This is a genomic window from Kitasatospora sp. NPDC038210 (assembly GCF_055600605.1).
In genome coordinates this window covers 92,639-117,046 of the sequence record NZ_JBVJYK010000001.1, presented here as the reverse complement: position 1 = coordinate 117,046, position 24,408 = coordinate 92,639, and the positions used below count along the sequence as shown (strand labels likewise).

The 24,408-nt window shown below is 75.6% G+C and carries 18 protein-coding genes and 1 pseudogene; 14 read left to right on the top strand and 5 right to left on the bottom strand.

Annotation, left to right across the window (positions count from 1 at the left end; translation table 11 throughout):
- Positions 1 to 77: 77 nt before the first annotated feature.
- The 6 genes from ACZ7KX_RS00460 (at position 78) to ACZ7KX_RS00435 (ending at position 8,529) form a co-directional block, all read left to right on the top strand.
- Complete coding sequence (locus ACZ7KX_RS00460) at positions 78 to 1,145, top strand: serine hydrolase domain-containing protein (RefSeq protein WP_470324526.1); 1,068 nt, start codon at positions 78 to 80, stop codon at positions 1,143 to 1,145.
- Between the two features lie 372 nt (positions 1,146 to 1,517).
- A complete protein-coding gene (locus tag ACZ7KX_RS00455; protein ID WP_470324525.1) occupies positions 1,518 to 2,324 on the top strand; it encodes a hypothetical protein in 807 nt (268 codons plus the stop codon).
- An 85-nt stretch (positions 2,325 to 2,409) separates the two neighbouring features.
- Positions 2,410 to 3,609, top strand: a complete 1,200-nt coding sequence (locus ACZ7KX_RS00450; protein WP_470324524.1) for an alpha/beta hydrolase family protein — start codon at positions 2,410 to 2,412, stop codon at positions 3,607 to 3,609.
- Positions 3,610 to 3,759: 150 nt separating this feature from the next.
- A complete protein-coding gene (locus ACZ7KX_RS00445; RefSeq protein ID WP_470324523.1) occupies positions 3,760 to 4,248 on the top strand; it encodes an Imm21 family immunity protein in 489 nt (162 codons plus the stop codon).
- A gap of 38 nt (positions 4,249 to 4,286) precedes the next feature.
- Positions 4,287 to 8,012 (top strand): SpoIIE family protein phosphatase, encoded by a 3,726-nt coding sequence (locus ACZ7KX_RS00440; protein WP_470324522.1) that lies wholly within the window; start codon positions 4,287 to 4,289, stop codon positions 8,010 to 8,012.
- A gap of 112 nt (positions 8,013 to 8,124) precedes the next feature.
- Complete coding sequence (locus ACZ7KX_RS00435) at positions 8,125 to 8,529, top strand: nuclear transport factor 2 family protein (protein ID WP_470324521.1); 405 nt, start codon at positions 8,125 to 8,127, stop codon at positions 8,527 to 8,529.
- A gap of 79 nt (positions 8,530 to 8,608) precedes the next feature.
- On the opposite strand, the gene ACZ7KX_RS00430 is transcribed toward ACZ7KX_RS00435, so the two are convergent.
- The 3 genes from ACZ7KX_RS00430 to ACZ7KX_RS00420 form a co-directional block, all read right to left on the bottom strand.
- Positions 8,609 to 9,709, bottom strand: coding sequence for an S-adenosylmethionine:tRNA ribosyltransferase-isomerase (locus ACZ7KX_RS00430; protein ID WP_470324520.1), 1,101 nt, complete (start codon positions 9,707 to 9,709; stop codon positions 8,609 to 8,611).
- Entirely contained in the window at positions 9,706 to 10,491 is a 786-nt protein-coding gene (locus ACZ7KX_RS00425) for an SDR family NAD(P)-dependent oxidoreductase (protein ID WP_470324519.1), read from the bottom strand. Before ACZ7KX_RS00425 ends, ACZ7KX_RS00430 begins: the two co-directional genes overlap by 4 nt.
- A gap of 89 nt (positions 10,492 to 10,580) precedes the next feature.
- Positions 10,581 to 11,624 carry a pseudouridine synthase gene (locus ACZ7KX_RS00420; protein WP_470324518.1) on the bottom strand — a complete coding sequence of 348 codons (1,044 nt, stop codon included), beginning with the start codon at positions 11,622 to 11,624 and terminating at the stop codon, positions 10,581 to 10,583.
- Between the two features lie 400 nt (positions 11,625 to 12,024).
- Here ACZ7KX_RS00420 and ACZ7KX_RS00415 point away from each other — a divergent pair, with 400 nt between their 5' ends.
- From ACZ7KX_RS00415 to ACZ7KX_RS00405, 3 genes are all read left to right on the top strand, one after another.
- A complete protein-coding gene (locus ACZ7KX_RS00415) occupies positions 12,025 to 13,113 on the top strand; it encodes a PP2C family protein-serine/threonine phosphatase (RefSeq protein WP_350525015.1) in 1,089 nt (362 codons plus the stop codon).
- Positions 13,114 to 13,257: 144 nt separating this feature from the next.
- On the top strand, positions 13,258 to 13,647 hold the full coding sequence (locus ACZ7KX_RS00410) for a DUF3224 domain-containing protein (protein WP_470324517.1): 390 nt from the start codon (positions 13,258 to 13,260) through the stop codon (positions 13,645 to 13,647).
- A gap of 103 nt (positions 13,648 to 13,750) precedes the next feature.
- On the top strand, positions 13,751 to 14,728 hold the full coding sequence (locus ACZ7KX_RS00405; protein WP_470324516.1) for a DUF5995 family protein: 978 nt from the start codon (positions 13,751 to 13,753) through the stop codon (positions 14,726 to 14,728).
- Here the strand turns inward: ACZ7KX_RS00405 and ACZ7KX_RS00400 are convergent.
- Positions 14,689 to 16,128: a GuaB1 family IMP dehydrogenase-related protein gene (locus ACZ7KX_RS00400; RefSeq protein ID WP_470324515.1), complete on the bottom strand. Its 1,440-nt coding sequence runs from the start codon at positions 16,126 to 16,128 to the stop codon at positions 14,689 to 14,691. The genes ACZ7KX_RS00405 and ACZ7KX_RS00400 overlap by 40 nt on opposite strands.
- Before the next feature lie 259 nt (positions 16,129 to 16,387).
- On the opposite strand from ACZ7KX_RS00400, the gene ACZ7KX_RS00395 reads away from it, so the two are divergent.
- The 3 genes from ACZ7KX_RS00395 to ACZ7KX_RS00385 all read left to right on the top strand — a co-directional run bounded on the left by ACZ7KX_RS00395 (position 16,388) and on the right by ACZ7KX_RS00385 (position 19,677).
- A complete protein-coding gene (locus tag ACZ7KX_RS00395; protein WP_470324514.1) occupies positions 16,388 to 17,929 on the top strand; it encodes an SDR family NAD(P)-dependent oxidoreductase in 1,542 nt (513 codons plus the stop codon).
- Between the two features lie 21 nt (positions 17,930 to 17,950).
- Positions 17,951 to 18,424: a nucleotide triphosphate diphosphatase NUDT15 gene (locus ACZ7KX_RS00390; protein WP_350525019.1), complete on the top strand. Its 474-nt coding sequence runs from the start codon at positions 17,951 to 17,953 to the stop codon at positions 18,422 to 18,424.
- 593 nt (positions 18,425 to 19,017) lie between these two features.
- Positions 19,018 to 19,677 carry an Rv1733c family protein gene (locus tag ACZ7KX_RS00385; protein WP_470324513.1) on the top strand — a complete coding sequence of 220 codons (660 nt, stop codon included), beginning with the start codon at positions 19,018 to 19,020 and terminating at the stop codon, positions 19,675 to 19,677.
- Between the two features lie 119 nt (positions 19,678 to 19,796).
- On the opposite strand, the gene ACZ7KX_RS00380 is transcribed toward ACZ7KX_RS00385, so the two are convergent.
- Positions 19,797 to 20,495 carry a YoaK family protein gene (locus ACZ7KX_RS00380; protein ID WP_470324512.1) on the bottom strand — a complete coding sequence of 233 codons (699 nt, stop codon included), beginning with the start codon at positions 20,493 to 20,495 and terminating at the stop codon, positions 19,797 to 19,799.
- A 248-nt stretch (positions 20,496 to 20,743) separates the two neighbouring features.
- Here ACZ7KX_RS00380 and ACZ7KX_RS00375 point away from each other — a divergent pair.
- A pseudogene (locus tag ACZ7KX_RS00375) lies at positions 20,744 to 21,460 on the top strand (ABC transporter ATP-binding protein); the annotation flags it as partial.
- A 200-nt stretch (positions 21,461 to 21,660) separates the two neighbouring features.
- Positions 21,661 to 24,399, top strand: coding sequence for an FtsX-like permease family protein (locus ACZ7KX_RS00370; RefSeq protein WP_470324511.1), 2,739 nt, complete (start codon positions 21,661 to 21,663; stop codon positions 24,397 to 24,399).
- The last annotated feature ends 9 nt before the right edge of the window (positions 24,400 to 24,408 follow it).

The window sequence follows — 24,408 nt, the reverse complement described above, 5'->3', positions numbered from 1 at the left end:
CGGAGGATCATCGGGGGCGGCCGAAATCGTTTCCGGGGCTGACGATCCGGCAGGTCGGCCCGCCTAGGCTCACTGCCATGAACGAACTCGCGCGCGTCGTGCAGCAGACGGTCGATCGGCTCGCGGACCGGCACGTCGGCGCGGTGGTCGCCGGGCTGGCCGGCGGTGACACGGAGATCCGCGGTGCCGGGCGGACGGGGCCCGGCGGAGGCACGCCGGGGCCGGACACCGTCTTCGAAATCGGCTCCGTCACCAAGGTGTTCACCTCGCTCGTGCTCGCGCGGCTGGCGCTCGACGACGCGGTGCGGCTCGACGAACCGCTCGCCGAGGTGCTCGCCGACGCGCGCGGCGACAGCCGGGTCGTCGTCCCCGGCCGGGGCGGCCGCCCGATCACCCTGCGGCACCTGGCCACCCACACCGCGGGGCTCCCCCGGCTGCCCCGGGGCATGCTGTCGAAGGCCCTGCTCAGGCCCAACGACCCCGATCCGTACGCCCGTTGCACGGCCGAGTACGTGCTGGACGGACTCGCCCGGACCCGCCTGCGGGCCGCACCCGGGCACAGCTTCCGCTACTCCAACCTCGGCGCCGGGCTGCTCGGCCTGGCCCTCGCGCACCGGGCCGGCACCGGGTACGAGGAGCTGGTGGCGCGCGAGGTCTGCGAACCGCTGGGACTGACGGACACCCACGTGCGGTCGGACGCCGAGCGCTCCGGGCGGCTCGCGCACGGGCACACGACGGGCGGACGGCCGGTGCCGTACTGGGACCTGGCGGCCGTGCCGGGCATGGGCGGGCTGCGGTCGACCGCCGCCGACCTCGCGGTGCTGCTGCGGGCCCAGCTGACCGCCGAGCGCGAGCCCGACGCGCCGCTGGCGCCCGCGATCACGCTCACCCGGGAGACCAGGCACCGGGTCAACCCGTTCGCCTGGATGCACCTGGGCTGGCTCGGCCACCGGCTGCACTCCCAGCAGGGCGGCCACCTGCAGATCTGGCACAACGGCGGTACGGGCGGCTTCCGTTCGTTCGTGGCCTTCGACCCGGAGAAGCAGGTGGGGGTGGTGGTGCTGGCCAACACCCGCCGGTCGGCCGACCCGGCGGGCACGGCGCTGCTGCGCAGGCTGCAGCAGGACTTCGCGACGGCGGGGTGACGGGGGCGGGCGGGCGCCGGCCGCTCGGGAACGTGGACGGCGGCCCAGGATCAGCGGGGCGGACGACGAACGGCCGCGTCACCCCCGCTGACCGGTCCACCTGACCCCGGTGTCCGGCCGCGGGGCCCGACCGCCGGGCGGGCGGGCCGCGACGATCCGGTGCCGCCGATGGACGGTCACCCGGCGCCGGACGGCAACCCCTGCCGATGTGCACCCCGGTCGCGGTGGGCTCCGGGCGGGAGGCGATGATGACGGGGTCGTTTCAGGCCAAAACGTGCTGATTGGCACTGTTGCCGGGGACGGCGGACGGTCGATGCTGGTGATCCGGCAGATGCGGTTCCGACGGGAGGCCGCCGAGAGAAAGGGGCCGACGTGGCGGTGGTGTGGTCGCCGACGCGGGCGCGGGCGGTCCGCCCGGTCGAGCAGGCCGGAGCGGCCGGTCCCACCGGGCCCGCCGGGCCGGGCGACCGGCTCGGCCCGGTGGTGCGGGTGCACCGGCGTTTCCGGCCGGTCCCTCGGTGGGCACGGGCGTGGGTGGACGTCTGCGCGGCCGTCGTCGCGGTGGTGACCTGCCTGGCACTCGGGCAGTGGTGGCCCGCGCCCGTGGTGGGGGCCGTCGCGGTGGTGGCGGCGAGCGCCTTCGGGTGGCTGCGGCCGGTGGCCGGGCCGCGGGCGGTGCGCGTCCACGAGGGCGGGCTGGTGCTCGTCGCGGCGGACGGCGACGAGCGCACGCTGCCGTGGAGCGCGGTGGAGGCCACCGAGTACGTCCCCGGCGGGCGGCGCGGGGTCCGCGAGCAGGGGCGAATATGGCCGGCCCGCGCGGACGAGCCGGTGGTGCTGGAGCACCTGCGCGGGCTGGGCCGGTTGTTCCGGGAGCTGGAGGTGCGCGTCTCCCCCGGGCTGCGGGCCGTGCTGAACGAGTCGCTGGGCACCGAGGGGAGCGTCCGGTTCGCGCGGGGGCGACTGACGGTGACGGCCGGCGGCCTGGTGCACCGGCCGCCGCACCCGCTCGCGGCGACGGAGGCCTACCGCTGGGCGGAGGTGGAGTCGGCCCGCGCGTCCGACCTCGGAGAGCTGGAGATCCGGACGCACTCGGCCGGCCTGCCGCTCACCTTCCCGGTGCCCAACGCCCGTGCGGCGGCGGACTTCCTGGAGGAACTCCGGGCGGCGGCCCCCTAGGGGACGGGAAGGGCTCCTCCCGGAGGGGATCAGTACTCCGCTGAGTTGACGTCAGTTCCCTTGCCGGCAGCCTACCGTCGCCGACATGAGCCGACTTCGCACCACTGCCGCCGCGGCAGCCCTGCTGCTCGCGCTGCCGCTGTCCGTGGCCGTCGCCGTGCCGGCCCTGGCCGCGCCCACCGCCCCAGCCGGGACCGCCACCGCCACCGCTCCGACCACCACCCCGGCCGCCGTCCACATCGAGCTCCCCCGCCCGACCGGGCCGTACGCGGTCGGGCAGGAGGTCCTGCACCTGGTGGACCAGAACCGTCCGGACCCGTGGGTGCCCTCCGCCGGTCCGCGCCAGCTGATGGTCTCGATGTACTACCCCGCACACGCCGGGACGGGCAGCCCGACGCCGTACATGACCGACGGTGCCGCCCGTGCCCTGCTGGACACCAAAGTGCCGGGCAACACCATCCCGACCGAGGCGCTCACCGGCGCCCGGACGTGGGCGGAGTCCGGCGCGCGCCCGCAGGGCGGTCACTACCCGCTCATCGTGCTGTCGCCCGGCTTCACCATGCCGCGGACCTCGCTCACCGGCCTCGCCGAGGACCTGACCAGCCGCGGGTACGTCGTCGCGCTGATCGACCACACCTACGAGAACACCGGGACGACCTTCCCGGACGGGCAGACGCTGCCCTGCGTGATGTGCGGCCGCCCCAAGGACTGGTCGAAGGTCGACGAGAGCCGGGCGAAGGACGCGTCCTTCGTCCTCGACCGCCTGACCGACCGCCCGCACCCGGCCTGGCGCTACGCCCGCATGATCGACCGCGACCGGATCGGCATGGCCGGGCACTCGGCGGGCGGCGCGGCCACCGTCCCGGCCCTGCTCACCGACGACCGGATCCAGGCCGGGGCGGACCTGGACGGCAGCATGGACGTCCTGGTGCCCGCCTCCGGGATCGGCGGCAAGCCGTACCTGATGATGGGGCACCCGCTGGCCGGCGGCGCCGAGGACAGCAGTTGGGTCCAGAGCTGGCCCAACCTGGACGGTTGGAAGCGCTGGCTGACCGTCGACGGCTCCAACCACGGCAGCTTCACCGACTTCCCGCTGTTCATGGAGAAGCTGGGCCTCCCCCAGGACCCGGGCACCACGCTGTCCGGCCTGCGCGGCATCGAGCTGACCCGCCGGTACGTCGGCGCCTTCTTCGACCTGCAGCTGAAGGGCATCGAGCAGCCGCTGCTCGACGGGCCGACCGCAGCCAACCCGGAGGTGCGGTTCGACGGCTCCGGGCACTCCTGAGGGCTCCCGGGCACCCGCCCGTGCGCGGGGCCGCCGGCACCCGCCCGGCGGCCCCGTCGGCCGCCCCGGCCGCCGCGGCGGCCGGTTCGAACCCCGCGGCGGGACCGCCGGATCACCCCCGCACCCCCTCCGACGTGCGAGGATTCCCGCATGATCACCGCGACGCAGGGCTGGCTGGACGGAACCGACTCGGGGCTCTTCGTGCTGCTCGCCGAGGAGGCCGTCGAGGGCTGGGAGGGTTGCCAGGAGGCCGTGGTGGAGACCGCCGGGGACTACGCCGCCGCCCACCCGGTGCCCGGGCAGGAGGCCGTGCTGGTGCTGGGCGGGGAGCCGCTGCCGATCGGCTGGCTGCCCGAGGAGCGGGTGTTCGTCCGGCCCCTCCTCTTCGACTGCTCGGACGACGTCCGGCCGCTGGTGCGCGAGGCGCTGCGGTCGGGGACGTGGGAGGACGGGCCGGTCCTGGAGCTGACCGCCGGGCGGTACCTGCTCACCGACGTGTTCCACGACGGCCCGGACGCCCTGGAGAGCGGCGAGTACCTGGCCCTCGACCTGCCGCCCGGGCGGTACCTGGTCCGGTCGCTGAAGGCCGAGCCCGAGCGCTGGGAGGAGTTCCACCTGGAGCGCCTGCTGCCACGGTGAGCGGCCGCCCGGGGCCGCGTGCGAAGATGGCAGGGCTGGTGGGAACGATCTCCGGACGGTTCTGGGACGGTTCTCTGGCCATGGTGAACGACAACGCGCAGCGCGGGGCGGAGCCGCGGCAGGACGCCCTGCTGATGGTTCCGATCGCCACGGCGCTGATCGCCGCCGACGGGCGGATCCTGCACTGGAGCAGCGACGCGGAGGCGCTGCTCGGTCACCCCGTGGAAGAGGCGGTCGGGACGAAGGCGGCCAAGCTGCTGACCACCGACGAGGAGCGGCCCGAGGTCCTCCAGCTGTTCCAGCGGATCCTCGCGGGCCGGGCCTGGACCGGCGTGTTCCCGGTGCGCCACCGCGACGGGCACATGGTGAACCTGGAGTTCCGCACCCACCCGATCCGCGGGCCCGGCGGTGAGCCGCTGGTGCTGGCGGTGGCCTCCGAGGTGACCACGCTGCGCCGGATCCAGGCGGACCTCGCCGTGCTGGACGGTTTCTTCACGCAGGCTCCGGTCGGCATGGCCGTGTACGACACCGAGCTGCGGTTCATCCGGCTGAACGAGGCGCTGGCCCGGGCCAACGGCCTGTCCCCCGAGGAGCACGTGGGGCACCGGCTCAGCGAGGTACTGCCCGGGATCAACGGCGCGGAGTCCGAGGCGGTGATGCGCCGGGTGCTGGAGAACGGCGAGCCGGTGGTGGACGCCCGCTCGCACGGCCGGACCCCGGGCGACCCGCAGCACGACCACGCCTGGTCCGCCTCCTACTTCCGCCTGGAGGACCGCAGCGGGCGGGTGCTCGGCGTGAGTTCGACCGTCATCGACGTCACCGAGCGGTTCCGGGCCGACGCCCGGGCGGCCCGCGCCCAGGAGCGGCTGGCCCTGCTGGTCGACGCGACCGCGTCCATCGGCACCACCCTCGACCTGCGGCAGACCGCCCGGGAGCTGGCCGACGCGATGGTGCCCAGGCTCTCCGACATCAGCGGGGTGTTCGCCCTGGAGGCACTGGTGGCCGGCCGCAACGTCGAGCCGCCCGCCCTGGACGCCCCGCAGCTGGTGCGCCGGCTGGCGCTGGCCACCGCGGACCCGCTCTACCCGTCGGACGCGCTGCCGGTGGACACCGTCTACGAGCTGCCGGCGGACTCCCCGTACGCCCGCGCGCTGACCACCGGGCGGACGGTGGTCATCCCGTCCTGGGAACTGCCGATGCTGAGCGAGGGCATCAACGAGAGCCGTCGGCAGGCCTTCCTCGGCGACCGGCCGCGCACGGTGCGTATCACCCCGCTGGTGGCGCGCGGCACCACCCTCGGCATGGTCGTGTACTCGCGGCGCGGTGAGCGCGAGTCCTTCGCGGAGGCCGACATCACGCTCGGCGACGAGCTGGCCTCGCGGGCCGCCGTCGCGATCGACAACGCCCGGCTGTACCTGCGCCAGCACCAGACGGTGCTGGCCCGCCAGCAGGCGCTGCGCGAGGCCAAGGCCGCGCAGGAACGCCTCGCGCTGGTCAACGTGGCCTCCACCCGGATCGGCACCACGCTCGATCTCGCCCAGACCGCGCAGGAGTTGGCCGAGGTGGCGACGCCCAGGCTGGCCGACACGGTGGTCGTGGAGGTGCTGGACGACCTGGTGCGCGGCGAGCGCGAGGCCCGCGCCCCGGCGGACGGTTCGGCGCTGCTGCGACGGATGGCCTTCCACTCGGTGCACGGCTCGACCCTGCAGCCGATCGCCCGCACCGGCAACGTGCACCGCTTCCCGTCCGGCTCGCCGTACGCCTGGAGCCTGGCGCACCGCGAACCGGTGCTGGTGCCGCGGATGGACGAGGAGGGCCTGGCCTGGTTCGCCGAGGACCCGGTGCGCACCGCCGCCATCCGGGAGCAGAACGTGCGCTCGCTGATGGTGGTCCCGCTGATCGCGCGCGGCACCCCGGTCGGTGTCGCGGGCTTCTACCGGACCCTCGTCGAGCAGCCGTACGGGGACGACGACCTCGCGCTGGCCGGGGAGTTGGCGGTACGGGCCGCCGTCTCCATCGACAACGCGCTGCTGTTCACCCGCGAACGCGACGCGGCGGCCGCCCGGCAGCGGGCCCTGGACGAGGCGTGGGCCGCCCAGCAGCGGCTGTCGCTGCTGAACGAGGCCAGTAACCGGATCGGCACGACGCTCGATCTGCACCGCACCGCCCAGGAGTTGGTGGAGGTGGTGATCCCGCGCTTCGCCGACTTCGTCACCGTGGACCTGCGCGACGCCGTGCTCAGCGGCGAGGAGCCCGGGGCCGTCCCGCCGGAGGGCCGGGTGCTGATGCGCGCGGTGGCGGTCGGCGAGGTGACCGAGGAGGGCAGCATGACGGAGGCCGCCGACCAGGTGGGCGAGACCTCCCAGTCCGCCCGGCTGTACGCGCAGAGCCTGCGCACCCGCCGCTCGATCCTGGTGTCCGAGGTGACCGAGGACGAGCTGCGCCGGATCGTCGCCTCCCCCGACCGGGTGCAGCCGGGGCTGGACGCCGGGTTGCACTCGTACCTGATGGTGCCGCTGGTGGCGCGCGGGCACGTGCTGGGCGGCGCGGAGTTCGTCCGGACCCGCAACCCGGCGCCGTTCGGCCCGGCGGACCGCTCGCTGGCCGAGGAGCTGGCCGCGCGCACCGCGCTCGCGATCGACAACAGCCGCCTCTACCGCCGGGAGCGGGACACCGCGCTGATGCTGCAGCGCAGTCTGCTGCCGCAGGAGGTGCACCGCACCCTCGGCCTGGAGATCGCCTACCGCTACCTGCCCAGCAGCGTGGTCAGCGAGGTCGGCGGCGACTGGTTCGACGTGGTGCCGCTCTCCTCCGGACGGGTCGCCCTGATCGTCGGCGACGTCATGGGCCACGGCATCCGGGCCGCCGCGACCATGGGCCAACTGCGGACGGCGGCACGGACGTTGATCACGCTTGACCTGGACCCGGCGCGGGTGCTGCACCGGCTGGACGAGGCCACCACGGCCGTCGGCGAAGGGCAGTTCGCCACCTGCGTCTGCGTGGTCTACGACCCGGTGGACCGCCGCTGCACCGCGGCCAGCGCCGGGCACCTGCCGCCCGTGGTCGCCGACACCGAGGGCCGGGCGCAGCTGATCGAGCTGCCCACCGGCACCCCGTTGGGCGTCGGCGGAGTCCCCTTCGAGAGCGCCGAGTTCACCCTCCCCGAGGAGGGCATCCTGGTGCTCTACACCGACGGCCTGGTCGAGCGCCGGGGCCGCGACCTCGACGAGGGCCTGCAGTTGCTCCGCCGTACGGTCGCCGACCGGCAGCGTTCGCTGGAGCAGACCTGCGACGCCGTGCTGACCCGGCTCACCGGCCGCACCAGCGAGGACGACATCGCCGTCATCATGGCGCAGGTCCGCCCGCACGGCGCGGACCGGATCGCCACCCTGCCGCTCACCGGCGACCGCGCGATGGTCGCGCACTCGCGCCGCTTCACCCGCGAGACGCTGGAGGCCTGGGGGCTCGGCGCGCTCGCCGACTGGGCCGAACTGCTCACCAGCGAGCTGATCACCAACGCCCTGGTGCACGCCGGGTCCCCCACCCAGTTGCGGCTGTTCTGCAACCGGTTGCTCACCGTCGAGGTCGCCGACCAGGAGGCCGAGACGCCCCGGATCCGCCGCGCCCGCTCCGAGGACGAGGGCGGCCGGGGCATCCACCTGGTCAACGAGCTCGCGCACCGCTGGGGCAGCCGCCGGACCGCCGACGGCAAGGTGGTCTGGTTCGAGCTGGAGCTGCCTCCGGGGGCTTCCTCGGCTGCATGAACAACGGACGGTTGTCGGGCCGCCGCCGCGGTTGTTGGCCCGTCGGCGGGCCCGGGCGGTTACCTGGTGCCACGGCGGGACAGCCCCGACCGGACCGACCAGAGGAGCCACCGTGCAGCACCCCGACGCCCGCACCGTCGTCACCGACTACGTCACCCTCATCGCGGCCGGCGACCGCGAGGCCGCGATCGCCCTGTTCGCCGAGGACGCCACCTGGACCTACCCGGGCCGGCTCGCCATCTCCCGCACCTGGCGCGGCAAGCGAGAGATCTTCGGCGACTTCCTCGGCCGGATCGGCGACTACTTCGCCGCCGACGGCCTGCCCGTCATCACCCTCACCCACGTCCTCGCCGACGGCTCGCAGGCGGTCGCCGAGTGGACCACCGTCGGCACGGCCGCGAACGGCGAGCCGTACGAGAACCACTGCCTGGGCGTCTTCACCGTCGAGGACGGCCGGATCACCGCCGTCCGCGAGTACCTGGACACCGACCACGTCGCCCGCACCCTGCTGGCGTGACGGGGCGTGACGTGGCATGGCGTGGCGGGGCGCGACACGTCAGGGCCCGGGCCGGGAGCGGACCGGGCCCGGTCCGGGCTCAGTCCGGCAGCAGGAGGTTGACGTCGCCGAACTCGTGCCACAGGTAGCGGTGCCGGACGGCCTCCCGGTAGCAGGCGGCGAGGAGGGGGCGGCCGGCGACGGCGGCGAGCATCAGGAGGTGGGAGGCACGCGGTTCGTGCCAACCGGTGAGCAGGCCGTCGACGGCGCGCACGCCGCGCACGGGGGTGATCACCAACTCCGTCCAGCCGTCGGCCTCCCGGAGCGAGCCGTCCGCTGCCGCGGCGGACTCCAGGGCGCGGACCACGGTCGTCCCGACGGCGATCACCCGGCCCCCGTCGGCCCGGACGTGGCCGGCCAGGCGGGCGGTCGCGGCGGGGACGTGGAAGCGTTCGGCGTACGGGGCCTCGTGCGCCTCGGGCGAGGCCACCCCGGTGTGCAGGGTGACCGGCGCGACCAGCACCCCCCGGGCGGCCAGCCGGGCCACCACCTCGGCGGTGAACGGGCGGGCCGCGCTGGGCATCTCGCTGCTGCCGGGGACGGTCGCGAAGACCGTCTGGTAGGCGTCGATCGGCCACGCGCGGTCCACGTATCCGTAGCGGATCGCCCGGCCGTGCGCCGCCAGGTACGGCAACAGCGGCGTGGGAAGGGCGAGTTCGGCGTACCAGAGGCGGGCGGTGAGGGCCCGGGTCAGCACCGCCGCACCATCCGCGGGCAGGGCGACCCGCAGGCCCGCGCGGGCCGGGGACTCCTCCGGCGGGTAGTACGCCGCCGCCTGCCCGGGCACGACGCGGCGCAGCTCGACCAGGTGGGCGCCGTGCCGGTCCGGCTGGGCGGAGGAGAGGTGCACCGCGACGGGTGTGCCGTCGGGCAGCCGCCCGGGCAGCGCGGCCGGCAGGGTCGCCGAGTTGTTGACCACCAGCAGGTCCCCCGGGCGCAGCACCTCGGGCAGGTCGGTGAAGCGGTGGTGCTCGACGGCGCCGGTGGTACGCCGGCCGACCAGCATCCGCACGCCGTCCCGGGCCGTGCCGCGTGCCTCCGCCGGCGCCCGGGCGGACAACTCGGGCGGGACGGTGAGGTCGGAGTCGAACCCGTCGATCCCGGACCCGGACCCGGAGCCGAAGTCGGTGGTCGCGGTCATCGCCCACCCCGGTCGGCTGCCGGGACGGCCGGGTCCGCCACCGGGACGGCCAGGTCCTCGGCCCGGTAGCGGCCGGACGGGGCGCGGTCGCGGAGCAGGCCGAGCAGGACCGGCGCCACCTGCTCGGGCAGCGGCTCACCGGAGATGTCGTCGCCCGGGCTCGCCTCCTGGAGCATCCGGGTGCGCATGCTGCCCGGGTCGACCGCCCAGACCCGCAACTCCGGCTCCTCCCGGGCGAGGACGGCGGTGGCGAGGTCGAGCGCGGCCTTGCTGGCGCCGTAGCCGCCCCAGCCGGCGTAGGCCTCCACCGCGGCGTCGGAGCTGATGTTGAGGACGGCCCCGGCGTGCCCGCGCAGCTGGGGCAGGACGAGCTGGGTGAGGGCGATCGGGGCGAGCACGTTCACCTCGAAGGTCTCCAGCAGGTCCGGCAGCGGGTGGTCGGCCAGCCGGGGCAGCGGCTCGGATCCGGGGGCGGGGGCGCCGTTGAGCGTGCCGGCGTTGTTGACCAGCAGGCTCGCGCCGCCGAGGCGCTCGGCGGCCTCGGCGAGGCGGGCTCGGTGGTCGTCGTCGACGACGCTGCCGGGCAGCGCGACGACCTTGGTGACGGCGGCCAGGTCCGCCTCGGCGGCGGCGAGCCCGGCCGCGCCCCGGGCGGTGATCACCAGCTGCCAGCCGTCGGCGGCGAGGGCGTGCGCGAGGGCCAGGCCGAGGCCGCGGGAGGCGCCGGTGACCAGGGCGACGGGGACGGTGTGCGGTGCGGCGGTGCGCTGTGCGGCGTTCATGCGGCAACCATCCCGCCGCCGGGCGGGCGGCGGATCGGCCACCGGGACCGGGACCGGGTCGGACGTTGGGACTAGTCCGCCGGACAGTCCTAGGACTCCCCGAGGGGCTCCCGGACGGGCTCCCGGGACGACCCCTCGGCGGACCGCCCGGCGGTCTCCCGGGACGACTCCTCGGCGGACCCGACGCCGGGGCCTTCGGCCCACGCCTGCGGGTCGGTCCAGGCGGCCAGGGTGCGGCGGCTCTCGAAGCGGCGTTCGCGGCCGGTCAGCGGGTCGGTGAACTCGACCGCCGAGGCGAGCAGTTGCAGCGGGCGGCGGAAGTCGTCCGGGGCCGTCTCCGGCAGCACCACCGGGTACACCGGGTCGCCGAGGATCGGCAGTCCGAGGCTGCTCATGTGTAGCCGCAGCTGGTGCGTGCGTCCGCTGAGCGGGCGCAGCCGGTAGCGGGCCAGGCCGTCGCGGCGCTCCAGCAGGTCGATCCGGCTCTCGCTGTTCGGCGGCGCGTCGATCTCCTGCGCGGCGATCACCCCGCGCTCCTTGACGATGTGGCTGCGCACGGTGCGCGGCAGGCTCAGCTCCGGGTCGTACGGGGCGATCGCCCGGTACTCCTTGCGCACCAGGCGGTCGCGGAACAGCGTCTGGTACGCGCCGCGGTCCTCGGGGCGGACCACGAACATGGCCAGGCCGGCGGTGAGCCGGTCCAGGCGGTGCGCGGGGCTGAGCTCGGGCAGCTCCAGGGCGTGCCGCAGCCGGGAGAGCGCCGTCTCGGTGACGTGGCTGCCGCGCGGGGTGGTGGCCAGGAAGTGCGGCTTGTCCACGACCACCAGGTGCTCGTCGCGGTGCAGCACGACCAGGTCGAAGGGGACGCGCACCTCCGGCGGGAGGTCCCGGTGGAACCACAGGTGCGCACCGGGGCGGAACGGTTCGTCCGGGGTGAGCGGGCCGTGCTCGCCGACGATCTCGCCGTCGCGCAGCGCAGCGTCGATCCGCGCGGCCGGGACGGCGGGCAGCCGCTCGACCAGGTGGTCGCGCACGGTCGGCCAGGGGCCTTCCGGCGGCAGCCGGAGGTGCACCGGGTCCACGCCGTGGCGCTGCGGGAGGGGGGAGGTCGGGCGGCGGCTCTTGCGTCTCATCTCCCGGCCCAGCGTAGTGCGCGGCCCCGCCGGAGCCGCGGGCGAGGTGCGGCCGCGTCCGGCGGGCGCGGCGCCGCCGTTCGTGGGCGCGGGGCTGCCGCCGTTCGACGGGCGGGGCACCGCCGTCCGTGGGCGCGGGGCTGCCGCCGTTCGACGGGCGGGGCGCCGCCGTCCGTGGGCGCGGGGCTGCCGCCGTTCGCGGGCAGGGACAGCGCCGCCGTCCGCGGCCGAGCGGCCGGACCGGACCCGGTCGAGGTGCTGACCCGGGTCGGGGCGGGGAGAGTGGACCGGTGGCCCCCGCACCCCCGGGGGCCGCCGACCATCCGCCCACCCCCGCCGGCCCTGCGCCGGCCGTCTGCCGGACCCCGGCCGGACCTTCCGACGGACCACAGGAGGACGCGTGACCGCCGACGGCCCGGACGGGGTGCCGCCGCTGCACCTGCCCCGACGGACCCGGATGCTGCTGTACGGCTCGCTCCTGCTGCTGGTCGCCGCCGTGGTGGCCGCCCTGGCCATCGGCCCAGGGACCACCCTGGCGCCGCTGCTCGCGGTGGCCCCCGTCCTCGCCGGGGCCACCACCCGGCGGGCCCGGGTGCCGCTGCTGGTCGGCGCGGCGGCGCTGCTCGCGGTCGGGCTGCTGGAGTCGGCCAACGCGCAGCTGCCGCTCTCCGTCCGGATCAGCGTGCCGGTCACGGTGCTGGCCTCGACGCTGGCCAGCGCCGCCAGCGTCGTCCTGGTGGCGGCCCGCGAACGGGAGCTGTTCCAGGTCCGGACGGTGTCCGAGGCGGCGCAGCGGGCCCTGCTGCGGCCGCCGGCCGAGCGGATCGGGCCGCTGCGGGTGGCGGTGCGCTACGTCGCGGCCGCGGCCGAGGCGCGGATCGGCGGGGACCTGTACGCCGTGGTGGAGACCCGCTTCGGGGTGCGGATCCTGCTCGGGGACGTCCAGGGGCACGGGCTCCCCGCGGTGGAGACGGCCGCGGACGTCCTGGGGGTGTTCCGGGAGGCCGCGCGGACCGAGCCCGACCCCGGGCGGCTCGCGGAGCGGCTGGACGCGGCGCTCACGGCCCGTCCGGACGGGGACCGCTTCGCCACCGCGGTGCTGCTCGACGTGGCGCCGGACCGGGGGCCGGTGCGGGTGGTGAACTGCGGCCACCCGTCCCCGCTGCTGCGCCGGGCGGGCCGGGTGAGCGAGCTGGAGCCCCCGTTCCCGGCGCCGCCGCTGGGGCTGCTCTCGCTGACCGGCGAGGAGTACCCGACGCGGCGCTTCGACCCGGAGCCGGGCGACCTGCTGCTCCTGCACACCGACGGCGTGTCGGAGGCCCGGGACGCCGGCGGGCGGTTCTACCCGCTGGCGCAGCGGCTGCCCGGGCTGCACGGCGGGAGCCCGGCGGACGTGCTGGACGCCGTGCTGACGGACGTCGGCGGCTGGGTCGGGGACTCCGGGCTGGCCGACGACGCGGCGGTGCTGGCGGTGCGCTGGGAGCCGTGACCGGGAGCCGTGGCGGGCGGCGCCGGGCGCTCGGGCGCTAGGGCACTCGGGCGCGATTGTCAGTGCCGTGTGCCAGGCTCGGTACGCGATCGGCGGGGAGCCCGCCGGCGGGACGCGTTCGCCAATCGACGAGGGGACTGTGCCATGGGGTTCAAGGCCGAGGGGTCGTTCGAACCGGCGGCGTTCGAACCGGTGGAGACGGAGGAGCGCGAGGGCGCGTCCTTCGGGCGGATCCGGATCGCCAAGACCTTCACGGGCGCGCTGAGCGGGACGAGCGAGGTGCGGATGCTCTCCGTCGGAGGCCCCTCCGGCGGCCCGGCGTCGTACGTCGCGGTGGAGCACGTGACGGGTGAACTGGACGGCCGCAAGGGCTCGTTCGTGCTCCAGCACGCGGCCTGGGACACCACCGCCACGACGATACGCGTGGTGCCGGGCACGGGCGCGGGCGAGCTGGCCGGGATCACCGGGGAGTTCCACCTGACCGTCGACGAGTCCGGCGCCCACACCTTCGTCCTGGAGTACGAGCTGGGCTGAGGCGCGCCGCCCGGCCGGGCCCCGGCGTGCCGTGCCCGTGCGGTGCAGGACCGCGCTGTCACGATGATGCGATCAGTGCACGATCGACATCGGAGGGTGGCACATGCCCGACACGGCGGTGGATCGTACGACGGCAGCCGACGCGGCCACCGGCACAGGGACGGGGACAGGCACGGCCGCGGCGACCGGCACGGCCACGGACGCCGCCCGCGCGGAGGCCGACACGGTGGAGGAGGTGCTCGGCCGACTGCGGGAGATCGGGGCGGGGCTGCCCGAGGCCGACGGGGTGGCGGTCTTCAACCGGCTCTACCTCGATGTCACGGCGGCGGTCCGCGACCGGCTCGCCGGCGGGTACTTCGCCGACCCCGCGGCGATGGCCGAGCTGGACGTGCTGTTCGCCCGGCGGTACCTGCGGGCCGTGGCCGCCGACGCGGCCGGGCAGGAGCCGCCCGCCTGCTGGCGAGCCCTGTTCGCGCTGCGCGCCCACCCGGGCGTGCACCCGCTGCAGTTCGCCCTGGCCGGGATGAACGCCCACATCCAGCACGACCTGCCGCTGGCCGTCGTGGACACCTGCCGCCGCCGGGGCTGCGGACCGGCCGCGGTCGAGGAGGACTACCACCGGATCAACGGGGTGCTGGCCGAGGTGGAGACGGCCGTCCGGGAGCGGCTGATGCCCGGGCCCGACCTGCTGGAGCACGCCGAGCCGATCACCCACCTGCTCGGCACCTGGTCGGTCGAGACCGCCCGCGAGGGGGCCTGGTCCGCCGTCGAGGCGCTCTGGGAGCTGCGGCACCTGCCCGGCGCGGCCCGGGCCTTCGCCAGCGCGCTGGACGGCTCGGTCGGGCTGCTCGGCCGCGCCCTGCTGCTCCCGCTGGGGCTGCGCGGCGCACGGGTGGCCCCCGGACCGGCGCCGGCCGGCCGGCTCCCCGAGGCGGGGAACCGGCCGGCCGGTGGATCATCCGCCGGAGCGGACGGTGGTGGAGCGGGCAGCGACGCGGCAGGCACCGACGCGGCGGGCGTCTGCGCCGCGGCCGCGGTCGATCAGGCCCAGCTGGAGTGCAGCGGCTTGCCCTCGGCGTAGCCGGCCGCGCTCTGGACGCCCACGATCGCCTTCTCGTGGAACTCCTCCAGGCTGTCGGCGCCCGCGTAGGTGCAGGAGCTGCGCACGCCGGCGATGATCGAGTCGATCAGGTCCTCGACGCCCGGGCGGGCCGGGTCGAGGAACATCCGGGAGTGCGAGATGCCCTCCTCGAACAGCGCCTTGCGGGCCCGGTCGTACGAGGAGTCCTGGGCGGTGCGGTTGCTGACCGCGCGGGCCGAGGCCATGCCGAAGCTCTCCTTGTACTGGCGGCCGTCAGCGGCGGTCTGCAGGTCGCCCGGGGACTCGTACGTCCCGGCGAACCAGGAGCCGATCATCACGTTGGAGGCGCCGGCGGCCAGCGCCATCGCGACGTCGCGCGGGTGCCGCACGCCGCCGTCCGCCCACACGTGCTTGCCGAGCCGGCGCGCCTCGGCGGCGCACTCCAGGACGGCGGAGAACTGCGGCCGGCCGACGCCGGTCATCATCCGGGTGGTGCACATGGCGCCCGGGCCGACGCCGACCTTGAGGATGTCGGCGCCCGCCTCGACGAGGTCGCGGACACCGGCGGCGGAGACCACGTTGCCGGCCACGATCGGGATCTGCGGGTCCAGGCCGCGCACCGCGCGCAGGGCACTGATCATGGACTCCTGGTGGCCGTGCGCGGTGTCGACCACCAGCACGTCGGCACCGGCCTCGATCAGGGCCTCGGCCTTGCCCGCGACGTCGCCGTTGATGCCGACGGTGGCGGCGATCCGCAGCTTGCCGGCCGCGTCCACGGCCGGGGTGTACAGGGTGGCGCGCAGCGCGCCCTTGCGGGTGAGGATGCCGACCAGGCGGCCCTCGCCGTCGACCACCGGGGCGAGCTTGCGGTGCCCCTCGTTGAGCTTCTCGAAGGCGGCGCGCGGGTCGATGGACTCGTCGAGCAGCAGCAGGTCGCGGGACATGATGTCGGCGAGGCTGGTGAAGCGGTCCACACCCTGGCAGTCGGAGTCGGTGACCACGCCGACCGGCCTGCCGTCCTCGACGACCACGAGGGCACCGTGCGCGCGCTTGGGCAGCAGCGAGAGCGCCTCGGCGACGGTGGCGCCCGGGGCGAGGGTGATCGGGGTGTCGAACACCAGGTGGCGCTGCTTGACCCAGGCGATGACCTCGGCGATGACCTCGGTGGGGATGTCCTGCGGGATGGCGACCAGTCCGCCGCGGCGGGCGACGGTCTCGGCCATCCGGCGGCCGGCGATGGCGGTCATGTTGGCCACGACCAGCGGGATGGTGGTGCCGGTGCCGTCGTTCGAGGAGAGGTCCACGCCCTGCCGGGAGCCCACGGCGGAACGGCTGGGGACCATGAAGACGTCGTCGTACGTGAGGTCGTACGAGGGCTTGAGGTCGTTCAGGAAGCGCATGAAGGGGGCTCTCTGGCTGGGAGAAATTACACCTCGGGTGCGGTTGCGGCGATGCCGTCGGGGCGCACTCGGGCGCCCTGCACCCAGCATTCGATTCTCCGGGAGGGCAGAGGCAAAAGCCAGTTCGAGGAACATTGCTGGGGCTGTGCACAAACCGTGATCAAAGCTCCGCGCGTAGACCTGGAGGATCATCCAAAGACTGCCTCCGACGTCCGCTTTTCGCCCCGGTCGGGACGACTCCCGTAGCATTCACGCGGTAATGGGCGAGGCGAACGGGAAAGCGGCAGCAGGCGTGGGCATCGGGCAGACGGACATCCAGCACGGCCAGGACGAGGGCACCGAGGAGGAGATCGACTACGGTCCAGGCCTCGACCCCGAGCGGCTGAAGCTCTGCCTTGAGGTGATCGCCGAGCTCGACGAGCTGCACGTCGACCACCCGGACGCGATCACCGTCCGGCAGGCCGTGGGCGGCATATTCCGCACCCTCAAGCAGCGCCGCCGCCAGGAGACCCGGGCCCGCAAGACCGCCAACGACCGCGCGGTGACCGCCCGCACCGCCACCGGTGCGCCGACCCGGATCGACGACGAGACGGCCGGCGCCTTCGGCCTGACCACCGTCACCACCACCGAGATCGCCGGGATCCTGGAGCGCCCGCGCTCCTGCTACACCTGCAAGCAGCGGTACGTCGAGGTCGACGCGTTCTACCACAACCTCTGCCAGAAGTGCGCGGTGCTCAACCGCTCCCGCCGTGACGCCCGCGCCGACCTCACCGGCAAGCGCGCGCTGCTCACCGGCGGCCGCGCCAAGATCGGCATGTACATCGCGCTGATGCTGCTGCGCGACGGCGCCCACACCACCATCACCACCCGCTTCCCCAACGACGCCATCCGCCGCTTCAAGGCGATGCCGGACAGCGCCGACTGGATCCACCGCCTCAAGATCATCGGCATCGACCTGCGCGACCCGGCCCAGGTCATGGCCCTCGCCGACGAGGTCGCCGCCGACGGCCCGCTGGACATCCTGATCAACAACGCCGCGCAGACCGTGCGCCGCCCGCCGGAGTCCTACCGCGAGCTGGTCAACGCCGAGTCCGCCCCGCTGCCGGCCGGCGAGCTGCCGCAGGCCACCACCATCGGCCGCTTCGGCAGCGGCGGCGTCGCCCTGCCCGAGCTCCCCCACCAGGCGACCGGCGGCGAGCAGCGGCTGGCCGCCGAGGACGTCACCTCGCTCGCGCTGGTCACCGGCTCCGCCACCCCCGCCCGGATCGAGGCCGGCACCGCGATCGACGCCGGCGGCCTGGTGCCCGACCTCGCGGACACCAACAGCTGGGTGCAGACCGTCAGCGAGGTCGGCCCGGTCGAACTCCTGGAGGTGCAGCTCTGCAACTCCACCGCACCGTTCATCCTGATCAGCCGGCTGCGCCCGGCGATGGCCGCGTCCGCGTCCCGCCGCAAGTACGTGGTCAACGTCTCCGCGATGGAGGGCGTGTTCACCCGCGGCTACAAGGGCGCCGGCCACCCGCACACCAACATGGCCAAGGCCGCGCTGAACATGCTCACCCGCACCAGCGCGCAGGAGATGTTCCAGAACGACGGCATCCTGATGACCGCCGTCGACACCGGCTGGATCACCGACGAGCGGCCGCACCCGGACAAGATGCGCCTCGCCGAGGAGGGCTTCCACGCCCCGCTCGACCTGGTCGACGGCGCGGCCCGGGTGTACGACCCGATCGTGCGCGGCGAGCAGGGCGAGGACCTGTACGGCTGCTTCCTCAAGGACTACGAGCGCGCCAACTGGTAACCATCCGAAGGAGAGCCCGAGTTGACCACCGCACCGCAGGCCGGGACGACCGCACCGATGCTCGGCGCCGGGATCATCGTGCCCACCGGCGACGGCCGGGTGCTGGTCGGCCGGCGCACCACCGCCGGTGAGCCGCCCACCTGGAGCCTGCCGGGCGGCAAGGTCGACCCGGGCGAGTCCTTCGAACAGACCGCGGCCCGCGAACTCGCCGAGGAGACCGGCATCGTGCTGCCGGCCGGGGGGATGCGGGTGCTCGCCGTGCACCTCGACCACGAGCTCGGCCGGCCGCGGCTGACCGCCGCCGTCCTCGCCCCGCCCAGCCTCGCCGAGGCAGTGGTCACCGAGCCGCACGCCTGCGCCGGCTGGGAGCGCTTCGCGGTGGACGAGCTGCCGGAGCCGATGTTCTACCCGTCCGCGCTGGTCCTCGGCAGCTGGCTGCCCGGCCTGGACGGCGTGCGGCGGGACGGGACGCACGGCTACCCCGTCGTCCGCTGAGCGCGGGCGGCAGGGCGACCGGCGCGGTGGTCGACTCCGTGACGGCACTCAGCCGTTGCGGGCCGCCTCCGGTCCGGTGATCCGCCGCAGCAGCGGCAGGGTGGAGGCGATGATGCCGAGCGAGGCGACGATCCCGAACCCGGTCCGTCCGTAGTACGTCGGGTCCGGCGACCACGCTCACCGCGAGGCTGCACCCGGCGATCGGCGAGAATGCGGCCCCGACCCGGGGAAACACCGGGTCCGGAGGCGAGATCGCACACGGAAAGCAGGGGGTGGCCGCGCGACCACCCCCTGCCCCGTACCTCGGCCCGGCACCCCCACGGTCGAACCGGGCCACGGCCGCGCCCAGGCACGGGGGGCGCCGCCGGTACCCAGCCTGCCCGGCCGGGGCCACCGCTGCCGAGGGCCGAACGTCCCGGCTGCGGGGCCGAGCGGCACTGGCGGGACGGACGGCGGATCGAACGGCGGAAGTGGCGGTCACCTCGCGGCGACAGCGGTCCTCCGAGCGCGCACGACTCTTGTGCCCCGGGCCCGACGGGTGGAAATTGGTGGCGAACCGCCGTACTCCCCCGCGTCCCTGAGGAGCCGTCAACGTGTCCGACACACCCCGCACGGCCAGGCCCGCGTCGCTCCCGCAGCGAACCGGCCGTCAGCTGCGGCGGGCCCTCGGTGCCCGGCACGAACCCCTCGCCCGCCCGCTCGACCGCTCCCGCGCCCGGGCCTGGCTGCTCGCGGCACTCGGCGCGGCGCTCGTCCTCGCGGTCTCGACCGTCGGCGCACTGCTGCTGTTCCGCGTCGCCGCGCCCCAGGCCGACATCGAACGCGCGCGACTGCAGCAGGTCGATGCCGTGATCCGCGCCGTCCCCGGCGAACCGCCCGCCGCCGGCGGCGGGCGGTTCGCCGGGGGCCACAGCAGCCGGACCGACGTCGAGGCCACCTGGACCGCCCCCGACGGCAGCCCGCACGCCGGCACCGTCCAGGCCGTGCGCCCGGCCGCCACCGGCAGCCGCGTGTCGATCTGGATCGACGCGGCCGGCAACGCCTCCCCTCCCCCGGTCGACCGCGCCGCCCTCGCCGTCTCCGCCGGCTGCGCCGGCACCGGCACCCTCCTCACCCTGCTCGCCCTCGTCGCCCTCGCCCTCCGCCTGCGCCTGCACGCCCTCGACCGCCGCGCCGAAGCGGCCTGGACGGACGGCTGGGCCCGGCTCGAACCGCTCTGGAGCGGCCGCGCAGGGCACCGCCACGAGGACTGAGCCGCCCGGCACGGTGGGGCGGCAACGCCTGGCGGACGAACCCGGCCCGGGGCCCGGGGCCGCCCGGCGGGCGCAGCCGGCGGCCACGGACCGGCGGTCGGCGTCCGCCGCGCGCCCGCTCACAAGGGCTTGGTCCACTCCGGGGCGGGGGTGGACCTGGCGCTCCGGTGGGTGACCACGGCGACGGTGAGGAGGAGGGCGAGGGCCAGGCCGAGGGCGCCGGGGACGTCGGCGTGCAGGACGAGGACCGCGCCGAGGAGGGCACCGGCGAACATCCAGACCGCGGAGGCGAAGCGGCGGGGGCCGGTGAGGTCGGCGGCGAGGGCGGTGATCGTCATGGTGAGCACGGTGGTGGTGAGGTCGGGGATCTTCAGTGCGCGGACCACCGCGTTCTGGCCGCCCATGGCGAAGCCGAGCAGCCCGATCAGGGTGTAGCGGGCCGGGCCGGAGGTGTGGCCGATGACCGCCGCCAGGACGGTGCCCGTCGCGACGAGCGTCGCCTGGACGCCGACGGCGACGGTCAGCAGCCGGCCGCGGTGGCCGGGCAGGCGGCGGGCGAGGTGGCCGCCGGCCAGGGCGCCGAGGAGGAACGCGGCCAGGGCGGCCAGCGAGGCGATGGCGGAGAGGTTCGGCGCCCCGGCGATGGCGAAGCCGAGGAACACCACGTTGCCGGTCATGTTGGCGACGAAGACGTGGCCGAGTGCGAGGTAGCTGACCGCGTCCACCACTCCGGTGACCACGGTCAGCACCAGCAGCATCAGCACCAACGGTCCGTGCTTCGGATCGGGGCTCGGCATCGGGCCTCCCAGGCGGCTCATGTGACGGACCTTCCGTTCTACCCCCTCGGACGGGCGCCGGGCCGCCCGGCTCGGACTACGGCCGTCCGTGCCTCGCCCCCGCCTCTCGCACGCCCCTCCCCCCTCTCCCGCGCCCCGTCTCTCGCACGTCCCCCGGCTCTCCCACACCTTCCGACTCTCCTTCGACACCTTTGTAGAAGTTTGACCGAGCCCACCCGCGGCGGGTCCGCCTTGAACTTCATCGCCCGGCATATATAGTTCACCGACATATGCAGTCGAGAAGCTCACAAGGGGGAAGTGTGTCCACCACCGATCCGGCCCGGCCGGGGCCCGTCCTGCAACTGGCCAACGTCACCCGGGTGCACGGGCGGGGCGCCGCCGAGGTGCACGCCCTGCGCGGCATCGACCTGGCCGTCCACCCCGGGGAGTTCGTCGCCGTCATGGGGCCGTCCGGCTCCGGCAAGTCGACCCTGCTGACCCTGGCCGGCGGGCTGGACCGGCCCAGCGACGGCGAGGTCCTGGTGGAGGGGGTCCCGCTCGGCAAACTCGGCCGGGGCAGGCTCGCCGACCTCCGGCGGCGCTCCATCGGGTACGTCTTCCAGGACTACAACCTGATCCCGGCGCTCACCGCCGCCGAGAACATCGCCCTGCCGCGCGAACTCGACGGCGTCCCGGGGCGCCGGGCCCGCCGGGAGGCGCTGGCCGCGCTGGAGGAGCTGGGCATCGGCGAACTGGCCGACCGCTTCCCCGACGACATGTCGGGCGGCCAGCAGCAGCGCGTCGCGATCGCCCGCGCCCTGATCGGCGAGCGGCGCCTGGTGCTCGCCGACGAACCGACCGGCGCGCTCGACTCCGCCACCGGCGAGGCCGTGCTCGGGGTGCTGCGCGCCCGCTGCGACGCCGGGGCGGCGGCGATGATGGTCACCCACGAGGCCGCGCACGCCGCCTGGGCGGACCGGGTGGTCCACCTCCGGGACGGCGCGGTCGACTCCGAGAGCCGCGGCCCCCGATCCGCCCGCCACCGGTCCACCGGTCACCGACCCGCCGACGGCCTTTCCTCCGACGACCGTTCCGCGCACGACCGTTCCCCCTACGACCGTTCCACCGACGACGGTTCCCCCTACGGCCGTACCCCGGACCGTCCGGCGACGGCCCACCGCCCCGGCTCGATCGGCGGGGTGACGCGGTGAGGCTCGGAGCCTGGCGGGTCGCCCTGCGCATCGCCCGCCGCGACGCCCTGCGGGCCAAAGGCCGCAGCGCCCTGATCGCCGCCATGATCGCCCTTCCCGTGCTCGGTGTCACCGGCGCCGACGTGGTCCACCGCAGCGGGCAGCTCACCCCGGCCGAGCGGGTCGAGCGGGTGGTGGGCGGCGCGGACGCCCTGGTCACCGCCCTCGACCCGGGCCGCACCGTCGAACAGGCGCCGGTCGCGGAGGACGGCGTCCTCGTCGTCCAGCCCCGCCCGGGGGAGCAGCCCACCGCCGAACAGCAGAAGGGCGCGACCACCGACCCGGTCGGCCTGGTCGGCTCGCTGCTGCCGCCCGGCAGTGCGCTCACCCCGGCGCGTCCGGGGCCGGAGAGCGGTGCGACCTCACCCGAGGGCCTGGTCCGCACGCTCACCACCGAGGCGAACCTCGCCGACCCGATCTGGCACGGCCGGATCGACCTGGTCGAGGGCCGCGCCCCGAGCGCCCCGCGCGAGGTGGCCGTCACCCGGGCGTTCCTGGACCGCTCCGGGCTCCGGCCGGGTGGCACCACCACCGTCCAGGGACTGGACGGGACGACCTTCACCATCACCGGTGTCGTGGAGCACCCGGACGAGCTCGGCCGGGTCGAACTCGTCTCCCGGCCCGGCGAGTTGCTGGACCAGCTGGCCGCCGCCCAGGCGGCCGGCCGGCCGGCCGCCGAGCAGCGTCCGGCCGAGCGCGCCGCCTGGCTGGTCCGGCTGCCGTCCGGGGCCGCGCTCGACTGGGCCGCGGTGCAGCGGTTCAACGCCCACGGCTTCACGCTCACCGCCCGCTCGGTGGCGCTCGCCCCGCCGCCGGAGCAGGCCGTGCCCTACTACCGTGACGCGCACCGCTTCGGCGACCTGTCGACCGGCGACAACACCGAGATCGTCGTCGCCACCGTCACCGGCATGGCGCTGCTGGAGGTCGCCCTGCTCGCCGGGCCCGCCTTCGCGGTCGGCGCCCGCCGCTCCCGCCGCCAGCTCGCCCTGCTCGGCGCCGCCGGCGGCAGCCGCACCCACGTCGGCGCGGTGGTCCTCGGCGGCGGGCTGGTCCTCGGCGCGGCCGGGGCGCTGGCCGGGGTGTCGCTCGGCACCGGGCTGGTCGCCGTGCTCCGGCCGCAGATCGAACGGGTCGGCGGCGCACGGTTCGGACACCTCGCCCTGCCGCCGCTGGACCTGCTCGCGATCGCCGGGATCGGCCTGGTCACCGCCCTGCTCGCGGCGGCACTGCCCGCCGTGCAGGCCGCCCGCCGCAGCGTCACCGCCGGACTCACCGGCCGGGACACCGTCCGCGGCCCCAGCCGCGCGGTCACCGTCGGCGGCGTGGTGCTGGTCGCCCTCGGCGGCGTCCTCGCGGTGTACGGCGCGGGCGTCGTGCAGCGCGACCGGCCGGGCGTCGGCGGCTACGACACCCGGACGCTCACCGTGCTCGGCGGCTCGGTGACCGCCGAGATCGGGCTGCTGCTCTGCACCCCGATGCTGGTCGCCCTGATCGGCCGGGCGGCCGGCAGGCTGCCGCTCGGGCCCCGGCTCGCGCTGCGCGACTCCGCCCGGCACCGCTCGCGCACCGCACCGGCGGTGGCCGCGGTGATGGCCGCGGTGGCCGGCGCCGTCGCCATCGGGGTGTACACCACCAGCACCGACGCCGAGAACCGGCGCGACTACCGGCCGCAGGCCCCGTACGGCGCCGTCCAGCTCACCAGCTCCACCGACGGGCCCCGGCTCGACCGGCTGCGCGGCGAGCTGGAGGAGCAGCTGACCGGCCTCGGCCCGCGCGGCGACCTCGCCGACGTCATGTACCGCTTCTGCGAGAACTGCTCCAGCACCGTCCAGCTCAAGGGCACGGTGAACCGGCGCGGCCTCGGCGCCCCGCCGCACCTGGCCGCCGGGGACGCCACCGTGCTGCACAACCTGTTCGCCGTCCACGACCCGGCCGCCGAACAGGCGCTGGCCGCGGGGAAGCTGCTGGTCTTCGACCGCGCCCTGCTGGGCGCCGACGGGAAGGCCGTGCTGATGCTGCGCGGCGCCAGCGGCGCGGTGCAGCCGGGCGAGGTGCCCAAGCCCGAGCTCCAGGAGGTCCCGGTCGACGCGGTGCTGGTCGACAACGAGGCCGCCGCGGGCTTCGCCCAGGGCATGGTGCTGCCCTCCGCACTGCCGCGCCTCGGGCTGTCCGCGCGGCCGACCGGCTCGGTCTGGCTGCCCGCCACGCCGCCCGACCGCCGGGCGCAGCAGCGCGCCGAAGCGGCTGCGATCCGGCTGGACCGGATGGCCACGCTGTCGGTCGAGCGCGGTTTCCAGCCGAAGAGCGACGCGCTCACCCTGGCGCTCACCGGCTTCGCCGGGCTGGTCGTGCTCGGCGCGGCCGGGATCGCCACCGGCCTCGCGGCCGCCGACTCCCGGCAGGACCAGGCCACCCTGGCCGCCGTCGGCGCACCGCCGCGGATCCGGCGGAGCATGGCGGGCCTGCAGTGCGCGCTGATCGCCCTGCTGGGGGCGCTGCTCGGCGCGGCCAACGGGTTCGTGCCGGCGGTGGGGCTGCTGAAGTCCCGGGCGAGCGGGTTCGGGGCCAAGCCGGCGCTGATCACGGCGCCGTGGGTCGAGCTGCTGCTGGTGGTGCTCGTGCTGCCGGTGGTCGCCGGGCTGCTCGCCGCGCTGTTCACCCGGTCCCGGATCCCGCTGGGGCGGCGGCTGTCCTGACCCCGGCCG